Source organism: Leuconostoc pseudomesenteroides KCTC 3652 (genome assembly GCF_014634745.1).
GTDB lineage: Bacteria > Bacillota > Bacilli > Lactobacillales > Lactobacillaceae > Leuconostoc > Leuconostoc pseudomesenteroides.
The window spans coordinates 70,312-85,947 of the sequence record NZ_BMBP01000004.1 but is presented as its reverse complement, the minus strand read 5'-3'; the positions used below and the strand labels follow the sequence as shown (position 1 = coordinate 85,947).

Annotated in this window: 11 protein-coding genes; all 11 read right to left on the bottom strand. The window is 41.1% G+C overall.

From position 1 onward, the window contains the following. Positions 1-41 precede the first annotated feature (41 nt). Positions 42-584 carry a hypothetical protein gene (locus tag IEU65_RS05945; RefSeq protein WP_004910942.1) on the bottom strand — a complete coding sequence of 181 codons (543 nt, stop codon included), beginning with the start codon at positions 582-584 and terminating at the stop codon, positions 42-44. Between the two features lie 80 nt (positions 585-664). Further along, positions 665-1,573: a helix-turn-helix transcriptional regulator gene (locus IEU65_RS05940; RefSeq protein ID WP_010276132.1), complete on the bottom strand. Its 909-nt coding sequence runs from the start codon at positions 1,571-1,573 to the stop codon at positions 665-667. A gap of 158 nt (positions 1,574-1,731) precedes the next feature. After that, positions 1,732-3,243, bottom strand: coding sequence for a peptide chain release factor 3 (locus IEU65_RS05935; protein WP_010276135.1), 1,512 nt, complete (start codon positions 3,241-3,243; stop codon positions 1,732-1,734). Between the two features lie 43 nt (positions 3,244-3,286). Next, on the bottom strand, positions 3,287-3,838 hold the full coding sequence (locus tag IEU65_RS05930; protein WP_010276137.1) for a sortase: 552 nt from the start codon (positions 3,836-3,838) through the stop codon (positions 3,287-3,289). 2 nt (positions 3,839-3,840) lie between these two features. After that, positions 3,841-4,644 (bottom strand): class C sortase, encoded by an 804-nt coding sequence (locus IEU65_RS05925; RefSeq protein ID WP_010276139.1) that lies wholly within the window; start codon positions 4,642-4,644, stop codon positions 3,841-3,843. A gap of 132 nt (positions 4,645-4,776) precedes the next feature. Further along, positions 4,777-7,332: a SpaA isopeptide-forming pilin-related protein gene (locus tag IEU65_RS05920; protein ID WP_147651127.1), complete on the bottom strand. Its 2,556-nt coding sequence runs from the start codon at positions 7,330-7,332 to the stop codon at positions 4,777-4,779. 39 nt (positions 7,333-7,371) lie between these two features. Continuing rightward, positions 7,372-8,217 carry a class C sortase gene (locus IEU65_RS05915; RefSeq protein WP_147651128.1) on the bottom strand — a complete coding sequence of 282 codons (846 nt, stop codon included), beginning with the start codon at positions 8,215-8,217 and terminating at the stop codon, positions 7,372-7,374. After that, the gene (locus tag IEU65_RS05910) at positions 8,214-10,391 is read right to left on the bottom strand and encodes a pilin N-terminal domain-containing protein (RefSeq protein WP_010276148.1); all 2,178 of its coding nucleotides are present in this window, start codon (positions 10,389-10,391) and stop codon (positions 8,214-8,216) included. The genes IEU65_RS05915 and IEU65_RS05910 overlap by 4 nt, the downstream gene beginning before the upstream one ends. After that, a complete protein-coding gene (locus IEU65_RS05905; protein WP_010276151.1) occupies positions 10,384-13,689 on the bottom strand; it encodes a SpaA isopeptide-forming pilin-related protein in 3,306 nt (1,101 codons plus the stop codon). The genes IEU65_RS05910 and IEU65_RS05905 overlap by 8 nt, the downstream gene beginning before the upstream one ends. 210 nt (positions 13,690-13,899) lie before the next feature. Further along, a complete protein-coding gene (locus IEU65_RS05900) occupies positions 13,900-14,493 on the bottom strand; it encodes a hypothetical protein (protein ID WP_010276153.1) in 594 nt (197 codons plus the stop codon). Beyond that, the gene (locus IEU65_RS05895) at positions 14,480-15,550 is read right to left on the bottom strand and encodes a WxLIP family cell surface protein (protein ID WP_010276156.1); all 1,071 of its coding nucleotides are present in this window, start codon (positions 15,548-15,550) and stop codon (positions 14,480-14,482) included. The genes IEU65_RS05900 and IEU65_RS05895 overlap by 14 nt, the downstream gene beginning before the upstream one ends. Between the last annotated feature and the right edge of the window lie 86 nt (positions 15,551-15,636).

Sequence of the window (15,636 nt, the reverse complement as noted above, 5' to 3'; positions counted from 1 at the left end):
TTGGTAATTGTTCGTAAAAAACGCCACCTCTAGGCAGCGTCTTATTCTGGTAAAATAATTTGCGTTGAAGGGCCTTGGGGTTCAGCCTGTTCAGGTTGTTCTTGAATTAAGAAGCTTGGATAAAGTGTCAATGACTTTTCTTCAAATCCCACAACAGATGAACCCAACACGCGTGTGATTAACTCCATCAAACGCTCTTCAAACGTATCTTTATCAATATCTTCAATTTCTGCTTTGAGTGATTGTTGGTACATATTGATGTGCAAATTAGGAATCAATGCGTACTCTCGTCCAACTAAACCAGCCCATTCTTCAAACACTTCTGCCGGTATCTCTTCGTCTTCATTTTGAGCAATGGGCATAAAATTGGCACTGAATGTATTACCAGCACCGCCCTGTTCATCAAATTCCTCTTGCGTCATTTCACCATTACTTAATTCCGTTGCGTATTCAAAATCAAACGGACGACGTTCGTCAAAAATATGGATAAAGCCTGCTGTTGCTTGCGTTTCATCCGCAGCGTCAACGACACGCAAAATGCGATCTCTTTGGCCATTAAAAAGTTGTTGTGTGTAATATGCCATTATTATTCTCCAATGTAGGTGTTACTACATTTTAACATAACTCACGACCAAAACTGAATGCCAATCCCAAATTAATGGGGTCATGGCATAGTGTAAGTCTTGAAATCATTGAAGTTGTTGTGCATCAGTCGCTCATAATTATTCCAAACGGATTGCGGTTGAATCGCATAAACGGCTGCCAAAATATTATTATATTCTACGCGCGCTTCATATTCATTATCAGCCACAGCAAGCGTTCGCACTACTGTCATCAACTTACGAATAACGTTGGTGTACCAATCACTAATAGCGGGTTCCAAGCTGTCAACAAGTTCAAAGTCGCGCTTTGTATCAGCACTTGCTTGCTCGTGAAACGCCCGCAATGTGTATTGATAGATGACAGTGAGTAACGCTTGCTGACGCGTAATTTCCATTTCTAAACCAGTTTGTTGACTCGCTTGTTGCTGCATAATCGTTTTGCGAACAAATGGCAAAATCGTTTGCAGATCCTCGTACCGGAGACTATCCATCACATCCAATAACAAATTTGCATCTATGATCGAAAAATAATGGCGTTTGCACAAAACATTACGAACTGTTGGTAACAGTTTTTTAAGTAACTTTCCCGCGCTTTCTTCCGAAGCATGAGTTTTGATTTGTGTAACAGCTGTTGCAATGGCTGCCACATCCTTGGTTTGCTTATATGTTTGTAATGCACTTTCAACTGTTGCTTCATTAATAAGTGGCGTCTCTTGTTGTAACGTCATGTTGCCATTGATACCTTTTAACGACCGCGCATACAACATGAATTCATCAAGTGACACGTGAATTACTTCCAGAATCGAAAGTAATCGACTCATCGCCAGATCACCCGATCCGTTCAGATAACCATAAAATCGACTACGCGAAATATCAGCATGTGCCAAAATAATTTTAACGGGCACCCCTTTTTCCCTAATCAAAAACCTTAGTGCTTCATTATAATGATTTTCATCAATGTGAAAAGCCATGATATATTCTCCCCTTGCTTTCGTTAACTATTTCACATGTAATAATAACACATTATTGTCCTAAAATGTAACATATTATCGCATATGTTCACAACTAGAACACGAAAAGGGCAAACAAAAACCACAAAATCATTATTGATTTTGTGGTTTTTGTCACATTACATTTTTTCTTCTAGTGTCACATCTGGGTATTTATCGTGGAACCAGTTGAGCGCAAACTTGTTTTCAAATAAGAAAACTGGGGCGTCGTAACGGTCTTTCACAAGCAAATTACGAGATGAACCCATTTTTTCGTCAAGTTCTTCTGGCTTAATCCAGCGTGCCACTTTTGACCCAATTGGCTCGAACTGAATTTCAACGTTGTATTCATTTTCCATACGGAACTGGAAAACTTCGAATTGCAATTGCCCGACCGCACCGATGATATAGTCGCCACCGTTCCAAGACTTGTAAAGTTGGATTGTACCTTCCTGTACCAACTGTTCGATGCCTTTATGGTAAGACTTTTGCTTCATCACATCTTTGGCAATCACACGGTTAAATAATTCAGGGGTAAATGTTGGCAAATCAGGGAACTGCACACTCTTTTTGCCAGCATAAATTGTGTCACCAATCTGGAAGTTTCCGGTATCATAGACACCAATAATATCGCCAGGCACCGCTGTTTGAACATTTTCACGCTCTTCAGCCATGAACTGTGTGACGTTAGAGAGCTTTAATTTCTTGCCATTTCGCTGCAAAGTGACATCCATACCACGATCAAATTCACCACTGACAATGCGAACAAAGGCAATGCGATCACGATGACGAGGATCCATGTTGGCTTGAATTTTGAAAACAAAACCAGTAAATTGTGGACTATCTGGGGTGATAGCCTGATCGTCAACCGTTGTCACAGCCGCTGGCGCTGGCGCATAAGTCAAATATTCACGCAGAAATTCGGTCACACCAAAATTCACCAAGGCTGATCCAAAGAAGACTGGGGTCAATTTACCATGAGCAATTTTGTCAGCGTCAAATTCGTTACCCGCATCACGTAATAACTCAATTTCGTCCATTGCTTCACTAACAACTTCTGGGTGATCACTGGCATTTTTGAATGGCACTAACGCATCTTTTTGCAAATCATAAATGCCTTGCAAAATTTGTCCTGACCCAACTGGCCAGTTCATGGGATAAGCTTGAATGCCTAAAATAGACTCTAATTCATCAACCAAATCCAGTGCTGGGCGTGCATCACGATCAATTTTGTTGAAGAAAGTGAACACGGGAATACCACGTTGCGAGACAATTTCAAAGAGCTTTTTCGTTTGCGGCTCAATTCCCTTAGCTGCATCGACAACCATGACAACTGAGTCGACCGCCATCAGCGTTCGATAGGTATCTTCAGAAAAATCCTCGTGCCCTGGTGTATCCAAAATGTTGATTCGCTTACCTTCATAATCAAATTGCAACACTGATGAGGTCACTGAGATACCACGTTGCTGTTCAATTGCCATCCAGTCCGATGAAGCCAGCTTGTTTGAGCCGCGGCCTTTAACCGTCCCAGCTTCACGAATCACCCCACCGTGCAACAATAGCTGCTCAGTCAGGGTTGTTTTACCAGCATCGGGGTGAGAAATAATCGCAAAAGTCCGCCGATTTTTAAGTTGTTCTTGAAAGTTTTCCATAGTACTTCTATTTTACCCGAAAAACAAGCCGCCGGCTAGCTTTTTAATCTACAGCCACCAAATCACCCACGACTAGTAAACGTTCTTTAGTCGTTGGAAACGGATGACATGTATAAAGCGCAGCACGCGATTTAGTTGGCGATGCCAAATCATGAATTGTTTCTAACTGTGATACTGGAATAGCTACTTTTTTGAAAACCCGATAATGGTAGGTCACCCCTTGGTATAGCACTTGAAAAGTATCACCTTTTCCTAACTCATTTAGTCGCAAAAATCCAAGGTGTGTGCGCCACAGACGATGAGCAGCAATTACTGTTAATCCACCCTTCCCAGCATCGGGGCGATCAAAGTCTTCCAAAAATCCTGCTCCCTTTGCCAGTGACTCATCACTAGTATCATTAAAAATTGGATATTCAACATTGATTTTAGGAATGGTAATCACCGCTTCGGGTTGGTTCAAATCAAAAGATTGCGCAGATACTGTCTTTTTAATACTGTTAATAAGTTGTCTTTGTTGATGGCTGGTGTCAGTAAAACACCAAGCAATTAGACCAAGCGCAATCAATAACAGTAATAAGGCATAACGTTTTTTCATGATTACCTCCTTTGTTTGTGCCATAAATGTTTTACGATAGTGACCATGATCAGAATAAACATTATAATTCCAACAGCCAGCAACGCCATGAACCACCACTGCTCCCAAATAACAGCTGGAATGGGCACTTTATTGGTCAAATGACCTCTCACAAGCAATCGATGTGAATTAACCCCATAGGGCGTGCATGTCACCAACGTCACAAAGTTTTCTGGATGATGTTTGACAAGATCTTGAACATTTTCTGGGATAACTACCTTTTTTTGATCAACTTCATAAGTAAATTCTTTTCCCAATACTTGAATAAAGAATCGATCGCCCTTCTTGAGCCGGCCAATATACGTGAAAAGCGTTTTATTAGGCAAACCAGAATGTCCGGTAATAACTGCGTGTTCTCCTTGACTGCCTAAGGGAATAGAAGAGCCAGGTAATAATCCCGCGCCTTTTTGCAGCACTTTTTCACTGACGCCATCATAAATTGGCAAATGCAGATTGATTTTGGGAATTGAGATAGTCCCTAAAGCGTCACTATCTGGTATGGCGAACCCAGTATCATCAGCTTGTTGTTTTTTCCCGAGTGATTGCATGGTTGATTCTGAAACACCAGTTTTATTGCTATTATTACGTTTCTCGGCCTTTTTAGTCAGTTGATTGACCACCTGTGTATCCAGTGTCATCGCACGCCGATCAACTTTGCGTGCAACTTGTGTTTGCCGAAGGGCATGATAACCTTGCAATAAAAATGGTGAGACAAAAATAACGAATCCTAGTAAAAAAACTAACGTTGAAAACCATTTTTTAGGCATACAATCATTCCTTTCTACCATTGCTATCCTGATTGTAAACTATTGATGTGGCGCTTTTTACGGGTAAAATGTGATGAAATCTTGCCCAATTGTGTCCAAAAAAAGAGTGTTTCACGTGAAACACTCTCTGACTCACTTACGGATTAAGGTCGTCGTTTGTTCACCGGCCTTGCGCTTCTTAATACGTGAAGCAATCATCAACATAGCACCGACCAGCAGGGCACCAATCATACCAATACCACCAGTCACTGGGAACATTGATTTCTTATAGTTCACAATGTTGACGTCACTTTCATCAGCGTGTCCGTTAATAACACCAGTACCTTTGCCATTCAAACCATTGTCTTCACTTGTCTTGCCACTTAATGTAAATGTCTTATCAGCCATCTTTTTATAACCACTAGGTACCTTTGACTCGATGAGCTTATAGTCACCACCGGCTAGACCACAGTATTGCAAGTATCCGTCGTCACCTGTGATATGTGTTGTGGCGTTTTCCGGATAGATTGACCAAATAATGTCACCCATAGTCATGTCATCAGAAGCGGTCATGCCAGCCATGGCCTTGCCATCTTCGGCAACATGCATAAAGTAAACATAAGGATCAATTTGTGCTTCAAGCCACATTTCAAATGCATCCTTATTGGCAAAGTTGTTCTTCCCTGATTCGTCGGGGTTTTTATGACCATTTGCCGTGTTTTCATATAACAATCCCCAAACCGCTTCTTTATTATCCGCGGTTACTTTCATAGCCAAATCAAATCCAGCGCCACTTAAAGCATTAGTTAAAGTCGTGCCATTAAAATTGGCATTACCATCAGTTTTGATAATTTCCCAACCAGCGGTATAAGTTTTTTCTGTGTCTTTGTCGGTATTGGTGATATAACCGTTATCGACATTAACTTCGACTTCGTTTTCAATTTCACCTGCTTGAGCCGCTCTGTTGGCACGAGATCCCAAATCAATGATTAGCTTGGCACTATATTCATTACCATTATGATTCTGCAAAAGCGTAGCTAATTTAGCCCGTCCCGCGGCAGTTAAACTAATGGTCAAAGTACCATTTTGGGCATCATCTTTAACAACCCGATTGTCAGTATCAAATTCGTACTTTGATGTTGTCCCTGAAATCTTGATGTCATCTGTAGTCCAAGTAGATCCTTCGGCAAAGGTAATCCCAGTCGAGGCGTTATCAGAATCATACGCCAAGCCATCCCCCGTCATACCATTTTTGCTGCCAATATCTGACAATATTTTAGCTAGGGATTCGTCAACTTTGCCGTCATTATCATAATCAAGTCCAATATCAGCTGTTAACCAATCAACTTGATAAGGCATGTTATCCACAATGTCATACTTCTTATAATCGGCAATATCTGCGTCTACGTCAGATTTCAAGCGCCAAGTAAAGTCTTCGCCACGGGAAATACCTGACTGTTCGGACTCGGATGTTCCGAATACATTATCTTGATTGGTATCAACAGTTTTTTCAATATCAACGTCACCGTAGTTAACCAAATTAAAAGTAGCACCTTGATAATAGATGTCATTATCTGTTGCACCATATCCTGCCGTAACGTCTTCGGTATTACCACCTTCGGCAGCACTTAAATTGACTTGCTGTAATTTACCATTTGCCATGTAACCCTTTGGCGCTACTAATTCAGCGACATAATAACTTGACCCAGGATCTAAGTCTAAATATTTCGCTTTACCCTCACTGTCAGTCTTTACGTAACTCGTTTTTGTCACAAGGAGATTTTGAGCAATAGTGGCTTGATCATCGGTGAAAAAATGGTCTGTCTTCATTTTGTCAATCCAAGTCGAAATCGCTGTTTTTAGAGCGGCTTCATTTTCAAATGTTTTACCTTGCATATCATGTGTCAATTGCGACACAGCATCTTGCAATAAAGTACCACTTTTGACTTCATCGGCAATATCACTGATGTTTAACAAGCCTACCCATGCACCACCAACTGCTGTTGTCCCATTTTCAGCAACTTTTTTAACGGTTAAGTTAGCTGTGTCAGAGTAATTCTTAGCATATAAATTATAGGGATGGCTACCGTCATCAAACCATGTCGTCTCACCCGATCCATTACGATCCATCATTGGCAAACTAATCACCATTGGTACAGCATGGGTCTTGGTATTAGGCTTCACACCTGTTTCAAACGCAACATAATGTCCATCAGCCAGATTATCGAGCGTTATTTTACCGTCACTATCAGTTGTAAATTCAGTGCTACTATCTTGCTCAACTTTCGATACATCGCCTGCATTATTCAGAAATGTTTTGAAATCACTTTCTTTGCCATCTTTTACTTTGATAGTCCAAGGACTCGTGATTTCATCATTATCAACGACCGTGACTGCAACAACTTCAAGATATTCTTGATAGCTAGTTTTTATTTTGGGTTTATCCGTTGCCTCGGCGTCATAGCCAGCAATGGCATCACTAGGTAACTTGTAAACCGTGAACTTAGCGCCAGCTTGTGCTGCCCAGTCCCCTGAAATTTCTGTGCCATCATTAGTATGTATGTTTTGAGCATCATTTATGTCAGTTTCACTAACTACTTTGTTAATAATGACATCTGTTGCGCTTGGCTGTGTACTTGAGGCAATGACAATACCACTCGACAAGGTCATCGGCGCTAGTAGTACGCCAGTCAAAATTATATGTTTCATATTCATAGTGTTATCTACCTTTCTCGTTTTCTCTCATTGTTATGTTTTTGGTATCTTCTTGATAAAAATTAGTCCGGCGCTGATTAAGCTAATACCTATGACGACAATTCCAACTACTTTGAGCAGTGGTTTTGTCGTGGGATTGTTCTGCTTAACTTTTGCCTGTGTTTTTTTAGGATAAGTGGTGAGCACACCACGAACCAATAAGCGATGCGTATTTTGTAAAAATGGCGTGCATGTAATTAATGTCGTGTAATTTTGATCCTTATCCACCATTAAATCTCTGGTATCATCTGGTTTAACAACTTTAATCTGGTCGATACGATAAGCTAATGGTCGATCAATCCCTTCAACATAGAAATGATCTCCTTTTTTAAGGCGATTCAAATGGGTAAAAAGTGCTGATTGCAGCAGACCACGATGTCCGGTCATGACGGCATGGACACCCTTTCCACTGACGGGTAATGACGTATTGGGTAACAGACCAACGCCATGCGACAGTTGTACCTCACTCACACCGTTAAATACTGGCGTCACTAAATCAAGTTTAGGGATGCGTAACGTGGCAACTAACGGTCCCAATTGTTTATTCAAAACTGTTTCGGAAATATCGTATTTGGCCAAAAGCTTAGCTCGTGTCTTTTGTGTTAGTGTGAAAGGATCTTTAGCATTGATCTTTGCGCTTGCTAGTGCCTTATTATGCGCCTTGGCCTCTTTAACCATAGCTTGTCGCTTATTACTTGATAAATGCGCCACCTGTTGTTCAAAACGTTTTGCCTCACGCTGCTGCTCTTGTGTTGCAATCGCATTGCGAATGAAAGGATAACTCAACACGCCAAAGGCTATGAATAAAATCGCGATTAACATCATCATTATTTTTCTCATGGTGAAATACCTCGCTGGTGGCGCTTGCGAAGCCCTCGAATCATTAATAGCCCACCAATCAGTAAGATAGCAAGTATGCCAATGCCACCAGTAAGTGGCAAAATCAATTTATGATAATTAATGACATTGAGTTCCAGACCATTTACCACGCCAGTGACATAACCGTTGCCAATAACAACACCATTTTCATCTGTACCAATATAACCTGCGCTACTTTCATCAGTCCAATCACTGACGACTTCTCCGTCAACAATTTTTGGTGCGTGATAGGCTGACACAATTTTAAAGACTAACACCGGCGCGTCGGGTTGAAAATAGCCACTAGTGGCTTTTGACTCCATGACTTCATAAGTACCACCACGTAATCCTGAAAAACCAAACCAACCATCGCTCTGACTGTATTTATAATCATAGTATTGCTCATGATCTGAACTTTTCACAGTCCACCATGCTAAAGCATGATCTTCTTTGGTATAATCACGAGCCATTACCAGCATTTCGCCGCCCTTAGTTTGCCCACCCTCGACCAATTCAATACCGGCTGGAGCACTTGGCCATTGTAAGTAAAACTCAGCCCCTGCCAGTGGATTTTTAACACCAATTTGGTCGTCATTATAATCCGCTTTGCCGACTGTTTTGACCATTCCCCAACCACCTGACCATGTTGTAGCAATGTCATAACGTGTTCGCATATCATCAGTAATTTTTGCTTCGTTAGTGATACGACCGGTATGGGCAGCCGCATTAACTAACGTTGACACCTCAACACGAATATCATTAATCCTGTTTTCTGCCAAATAAGCCAATGCTGGTTGCAAATCAATTTCAAACCAACCATCACGTGTATTATCTTTGTTAATATCGCTTTGTTCGGTATCTAAATCTGTACTAATCTTATCAATCCATTTGGCAATATTAGTGTCATCAGTTTCAGTCACACGATTAATCATGGGTGCTTTGCCAGCCCAGTTACCATCTTTATCATAGAAAGGATTGCCATCAACATCTAAGAACACACCTTTGTCATCTCGAGCAATGCGATTATATTTACTATCCTTACCAACTACTGATTTAATAACTTTCCCTAATGGTGTTGTGTCACTTTGATCTGTTAACGTATAGGTTTTGCCTAAACCTGAAATACCTTTAAGATAATCATGTCCTTCTTCCGTCGCATTGTGGGCATAGTCTGAACGAGATCGTTGCCCTGTATCATACAAAAGATTGCTTTCGGTGCCATCAGCATTAAGGGCTAAAATTCGGACTTGTAATAAGTCTACTTGGTATGGTAATACATCTTTGAGGAGATATTGTTCAAAGCTATCCGCTGTTGCAGGAATGTGAATATCTAACCCCCACTTGAAGATTTCACCACGCGTAACACCAACTGTTTCATCATTTTCGACGTAGCCATTACCATCAGGGTCAATCACCTTATTCAAAGTAGTAGATTGTGTAAAGTTTTTTGGATAAAGGTGTAAGTACTGATGTGCTTCATCAGCGTTTGGTCCGCCGAAAATGATATTGTCTTGGTCTGAAGCTGGTAACATCAGCAACATCGGTGTCGCATCAACAGTGATACCCGATGGCTTTTCTTTTTCGACAATAAGCCATAATTCGTCAGGCAATGTTACCTCAACCATGCCGTCTTGGTCAGTTGGATTTGTTTCATTTAAAGTAATGCTATCGTTGTCCTCAGCAAGCTGCGTCATTGCAGCTAATAATTGGTCATTTGTGACAGGATTGTTATTCGACTCATCAACTTGATAAATACCATTAGTATAGGTATATCCCTTAGCATTAAACACAAATTTAGACTGACCATTGGCCGCATCATCAACAATCGAAAAATATTTCGTAATTGCTTCTGCACCGGCTTTCCAGTGTGGTGTTGCCTCACCTTCCTCCCAATCAAGGAACTGGTCCAAACTCATATAAGCAAAGGTTACACCCTTAACTGGACGCCAACCACTCAATTTATCGGCACTAATTTCCAAACCATCATTGTCAAAGGTCGTACCCGTACCCGTACCCGTACCCTGCACAATTTTATGCAGGCGAACGGTTGTGTCAAATGTTTCGTCTGCGGCTTTAACATGACGCAATTCGCTGAGACCCGCAAAGAGTGGCAAAATTAAACTTAGCATTAAGCAAATATGTTTTAGTTTACGCATGTTCGTGGTCTCCTTTCGTCATGTATACTACCATGCAAATTCCCGTTACCAGTATGATAAGGGTAGCGACAATCGTGAGATAATGTCCACGACTTCCTGTGGCTGGAATTTTAAATTGGTTGTAATCCTTTAACGTGATATCAATTCGATTGTTGTCACTATTTTCTAGTAAATTATGATTGATAGTCCAAGTGACTGATGTGTCATTATCTGTGGTAATGTTACCCGTCGCATGAATATCAAAAACTAAATCATGTTTTTCTCGTAAATAGCCATCAGGCGCAAAGACTTCTGTCAATCGATACTGTCCGGGAATGGCAATCGTAGCATCAACAATCACTTTACCGTCGCTTGACGTCGTCCAAACACTTTGATTGGTCTGATCGTTTTTAACCAGCTGCCAATCATCACCTACTTTTTGATAAAGTTCGAACTTAGCTCCCGCCAAGACCGTGCTACCTGAATCAGTTTTGGTGATTGTCATTTCAAATGGCTTTAAACGATTTTCATAGTTGATATAAGTCAAATCGCCTTGAATGGCAAAATCAACGCCTTCAATTGGTCCACCTGTTGGATCTATAAGCGTCGTGTAGCTTGAATCTGTGAATAACAAGATTTTCCGACGTGTATTCCAATCGGCAACTTCACGTTGATCAAAATGATCCAAATCACCTTCAACCCATCCACCATTGTCATCACTACCAGCAGGCACTGTAAATCCTGGGTTATCGTTACCTTGCCAATTACCATCAGTCACAATGCCGTAAGTATAGCCTTCTCGCAAGGCAAAGCCTGTCGGTGCTTCAATTTCACTCACTCGGAAGCGGTTGCCGTACTGTTCATCATGCGTAAATGGTGGTAAGTTAAATTCACCAGAACTACCAATTGTCACAATACCGACCTCATCATCTGTTTCATCACCGATGTATGGGTAAGGTTGCCATTCACTGTTTGATTGGTTGTAATATTCAAATAAGAATTTTGCCCCAGCAAGCGAGTCACCAGCTTGATTTATTTTACGCATGGTGTACTTGAAATCAGATAGTGTGTTCGTGACATCGAAGGTCGTACCATTAGCGCTAATCGTGCTTTCGTAGCCAGGAATGTTTTCCTCTTGTATGCTGTATTTAAAATCAACACCTCGATTATTGAACTTGGCCAAACTGTACGTTTTAGTATCGTCCTGATTACTGATTGTTTGGTAAGTGTCTTGCCAGTTGGCAGCTAACGTGGTGTTATCTGGATTATCGCTATCACTATATGGCTTATCAAGCACAAGTTTTCCCTCTGTCCAAGAATTAGCGGTATCAATCACATCAGTACGGCTGACGGCGAAAGTTAAATGATCTGGTCGTGTCAAAACATCATCTGCTAAATCGCCAACCCAGCTTTTATTAAGTGACAAAACGACTCCGGGTGCTTTTACCGATGGCTCACCAATTTCAACTATGGGCGTTGTCGGTTCTGCTTGGAAAGTTGTCAAAGTGCCAGTTGGATACCAGCGATCAGCCTGAAAGGTGTCTTGTTCGGTGTTAATTCGAACACGATAATAAATTTCAATCATTTGTCCAGCTGGAATATCAATATTTTCTAATTTAATGGTCTTCGTGCCCTTATCGTACGTGCCAGTAATGGCTCGCTGAACACTACCTGAACTATTAAAGGCATTGGTCTCGATTACCGGCCGTGGTGTATAATCAGACACATTGTCAGCAAATGCCCAACGCGTGCCTTTGACTGCGTTATTGCCAGTAATGAAATTGTCGCTAGGAATATTGCCATCGAGCAACATCTCGGGGGCTAATGTATCCGTAAGCGTCGCATCTTTAACGAAATCAAACAAGTCTGCCGTCACCGATTCAAGATGTTCAACCAATAAGTCTGTTGCACTAGCATCATAATAGTAACGTGTCCCTTTTTCGTCAGAAGTTGCTAAACGTTTGAGTGACGCTTCTGCAAGACGAGTTGATCGTTGAGTTTCTGTGTTACCATTAATCGGCGCCATTGTTCCTAACACATAAATTTTAGTATTTGCTTGTTTTATGGTTGCAGCGGTATCAATCGCTGACTGAATTGAGATAAAATCACCACTACCAATTGATGACTGAACACGGTAACGATTGTCATTAACTGATGAACCAAGATTATCGTTTGCCCATTGATAATTACCATTAAAGGGATTTGCCTTGTCAGCAGTGGTGTTTCCTCCCATCCAGCTGGCTGCTGGATAATTCATACTTGCATCGTTAGCTGTTAATCCATCCTCCAGTTCACCGCCATCGTCAGCATGTCCAAGCAAAGGTTCATCGGTCGTTCGGACATAAGTACCACCAGCCGACGTCCATGGCGCATTGGTCGCTGCTGAACCATTTTGTCCGTTATGTTGACTGGCCGCACCATCAGAAATTAACACAATAATTTTGGTTTCACTGAAGCTTGATGCATTCAATAATCCTTGCGCCCTCTCCAAAGCACCATCAGTATACGTACCAGCATCGTTTTGAATATTAATACTGATGTTTTGAATATCTTGGTTGATAGTATCGATGTTATTATTCAAATTACGAACACTTTTAATACCATCTGAATAAGTCACAAGCCCAACTCGTAGTTGGTCGCTCGCTACATAAGGACTAACTTCGGCAGAAAACGTGTTAAACGCATCTTTGGCTTGCTGCAAACGATTGACATCGCTACCATTCGTGCCAGCCCCATTACTAATCATTGAATAAGAACGATCGAAAACAAAGACTATTTCGGCCTTTTTCTTTTCATATTCGGCTTTTGTGGCACCTGTCATTTTAATCGAGATATCATAAGCACCTTGGATGACATTGCCATTACTATCTTTGGCTGGCGATGCCATCTTTTTGGCGCGAAAGCCATTGTATTCTGTTCCAAGATGCGACCAATCTAACCAATTCGTATCACCATACCAGCTGCCTGTCGTGTTACCGACATAATTACGATTAGTAGCGGCGGCAGTGTTATTGTCTATAGCTGGCACGGCGTTTGTATGTCGTCCATTTTGTGCCATTGCTTCCCCTAGTAACGAGTAATGATTAGTCGGAAATTCTGAATTAGCAACTTCACCATCTCCATCGGTTTCATATTTTGTGTAACCATCACCAATGGGTGGGTTCAATTGCTTACTCAGCGTTTCTGCTGCTGACACCATTTGTTGCTTAATCGGATTAGTTGATTGCAATGGCCAAAGCGGTGCCAAGCCCATAACACATGGCAAAACAATCACGATGGTTGCTATGATTGTTAGTATTTTTTGAATGTAATTTTTCATTAGCTCACCTCGCATTATTTTGTTCGTGGCTTTTGATTTAGTAAATGGTTTCACTCTACACTACTAACTATACAGAGCAAATATGTCTTAATTTCGGGGGGGGGGGAGAAACTGTGAATAATATTGAACATTTTGTGACCACACAAAAAAGTTGGCCCTGTTTTATCAGTGCCAACGCCATTCATAAACATAAATTACCATATATTTGTATTATTCAGCTGTAACGTAGTCTCCAAGTGTCCATACCATGTCAGTATGAATAGTTTTTCCCAATAGGCTAGAGACATTTGAGGTGGCTGGCACAAAAATAGCATAACTAATCGGAGCATCTTTATTCAGTCCTGCTGTTTCAACATGAGCCAGTGGGCTTTCTGCGACGTTCATTGCGGGATACGCGATATCTGGAGACATCAAGTCTAAGCTGTTTCCTGTCATTTGTAATAAGCTAATATCTGACATGCTACATGCTTGTTCATCTTGATCATCATACCAGTTGTTATCACCAGTTTTAACAGTGACTGATAAACCTGCATTACTGTCTAAACGATTATCAGTTACGGTCAATTTACCACTACCGCCATACAACAAAATATGTCCCATTCCTTGCAAAAATGCTTGATTGTCATTTTCTGTCAGATTACTAGTATCCAGCGTTCCAAAATCAATGTCATCGACTGCCATCTCTAATCCACCATTTTCAAACTGAACATAGCTCGTAACTGCCGTATCAGCTAACACGGGAATCGGGATTTGTACTACTAGAATAGTCAAAATGACAATCGTTATTTTATTAATTAATCTCATCACTTACCTGACCTTTATCCTTTCGACGACGGTTCCACCAGAAGAAAATACCAGCAATCAGAACAATAGCTATTGCCACTAGCCACCACCAATTAAAGCCTTCATCATGAACCAAGGTGACATCCTTGTCATTGAGTGATTTTGCTTCTTTATTGGTAATCGTAAAATTCTTGGTGAAATGCCAAGTACTTTTCTTAGATTTAACTGTCATATTCATCGTGTATCGACCAGCTTTGAAGGGGTGTCCTTCAAGCGATAACGGGTATTCAAAGACCGCATTAGGTGCAATTTGCATGCTACTCTTTTTAGCCTCGTATATCACTTTTTTACTGTTTTGACGTGTCACCTTTGATGTCACGGAAATTCCATTGAGATAAGCTTCTGTTGTGTTGTGCAATTCCGAAATAACCGCGTTGCGCGAGCTAATTTGTCCCGCTGACACTTCTGCCAAATTCAATTTTTCTTTCAAATCTGTTTTGTCTGCTGTTTGTAATACGACGCCAATAGCATAAGCGTAGCGATTACGAATCGTTACACCAGCTTTTGATGATGTATCTGCTGTACTTGAACTAGCAGCTTGCGTGATTGTAATCCCGCCAGCCACGATACCTTGCCACGTCTTATTAGGAATCTTGATTTTTACCTCAAGTTTTTTGGTACTGTTAGCTGGCACTTCAACTTGTTTAGGAATTTCAGCCACTTTACCAAAATCAAATGGCACTGATTGATCTAACTTATTGTTTGACGGACCATATTCTGCTACGCCATTGATATTGGTTTTTGCAGCAGAGACTTCAGTGTTTACTGTTTGCGCTTTGTCTGTTGTATTAGTGAGATTAACCACTAGCGTTTGCTCATCATTTGGCTTCACTAATAAATCAAAATAAGTATGTGCCTTATTCACTTGATTTTCTGGCAGGACTGCGCTAACACGCATCCCCATCGCACTCGAACTATCTGACGTTGACGATGCATCATCGGCATGCGCCAACCCAAGTAACGGTGCCATAGCAAATGTTGTCGCTGCCAAAATGAGGCCAATTTTTTTAGTTAGCATACCTTTTTACCTTCTCAACTTCAATATATAGCTTTACTATATCAAGAGTTTGTGACCTCACTTTGCATATTCTGTGAGTTTGCTGT

Excerpts from the sequence above, each read along its gene's own strand:
- IEU65_RS05910 (WP_010276148.1), bottom strand. The coding sequence starts at position 10,391 with ATGCGTAAACTAAAACATATTTGCTTAATGCTAAGTTTAATTTTGCCA.
- IEU65_RS05915 (WP_147651128.1), bottom strand. The coding sequence starts at position 8,217 with ATGAGAAAAATAATGATGATGTTAATCGCGATTTTATTCATAGCCTTT.
- IEU65_RS05930 (WP_010276137.1), bottom strand. The coding sequence starts at position 3,838 with ATGAAAAAACGTTATGCCTTATTACTGTTATTGATTGCGCTTGGTCTA.
- IEU65_RS05905 (WP_010276151.1), bottom strand. The coding sequence starts at position 13,689 with ATGAAAAATTACATTCAAAAAATACTAACAATCATAGCAACCATCGTG.
- IEU65_RS05935 (WP_010276135.1), bottom strand. The coding sequence starts at position 3,243 with ATGGAAAACTTTCAAGAACAACTTAAAAATCGGCGGACTTTTGCGATT.
- IEU65_RS05900 (WP_010276153.1), bottom strand. The coding sequence starts at position 14,493 with ATGAGATTAATTAATAAAATAACGATTGTCATTTTGACTATTCTAGTA.
- IEU65_RS05945 (WP_004910942.1), bottom strand. The coding sequence starts at position 584 with ATGGCATATTACACACAACAACTTTTTAATGGCCAAAGAGATCGCATT.
- IEU65_RS05895 (WP_010276156.1), bottom strand. The coding sequence starts at position 15,550 with ATGCTAACTAAAAAAATTGGCCTCATTTTGGCAGCGACAACATTTGCT.
- IEU65_RS05920 (WP_147651127.1), bottom strand. The coding sequence starts at position 7,332 with ATGAAACATATAATTTTGACTGGCGTACTACTAGCGCCGATGACCTTG.
- IEU65_RS05940 (WP_010276132.1), bottom strand. The coding sequence starts at position 1,573 with ATGGCTTTTCACATTGATGAAAATCATTATAATGAAGCACTAAGGTTT.
- IEU65_RS05925 (WP_010276139.1), bottom strand. The coding sequence starts at position 4,644 with ATGCCTAAAAAATGGTTTTCAACGTTAGTTTTTTTACTAGGATTCGTT.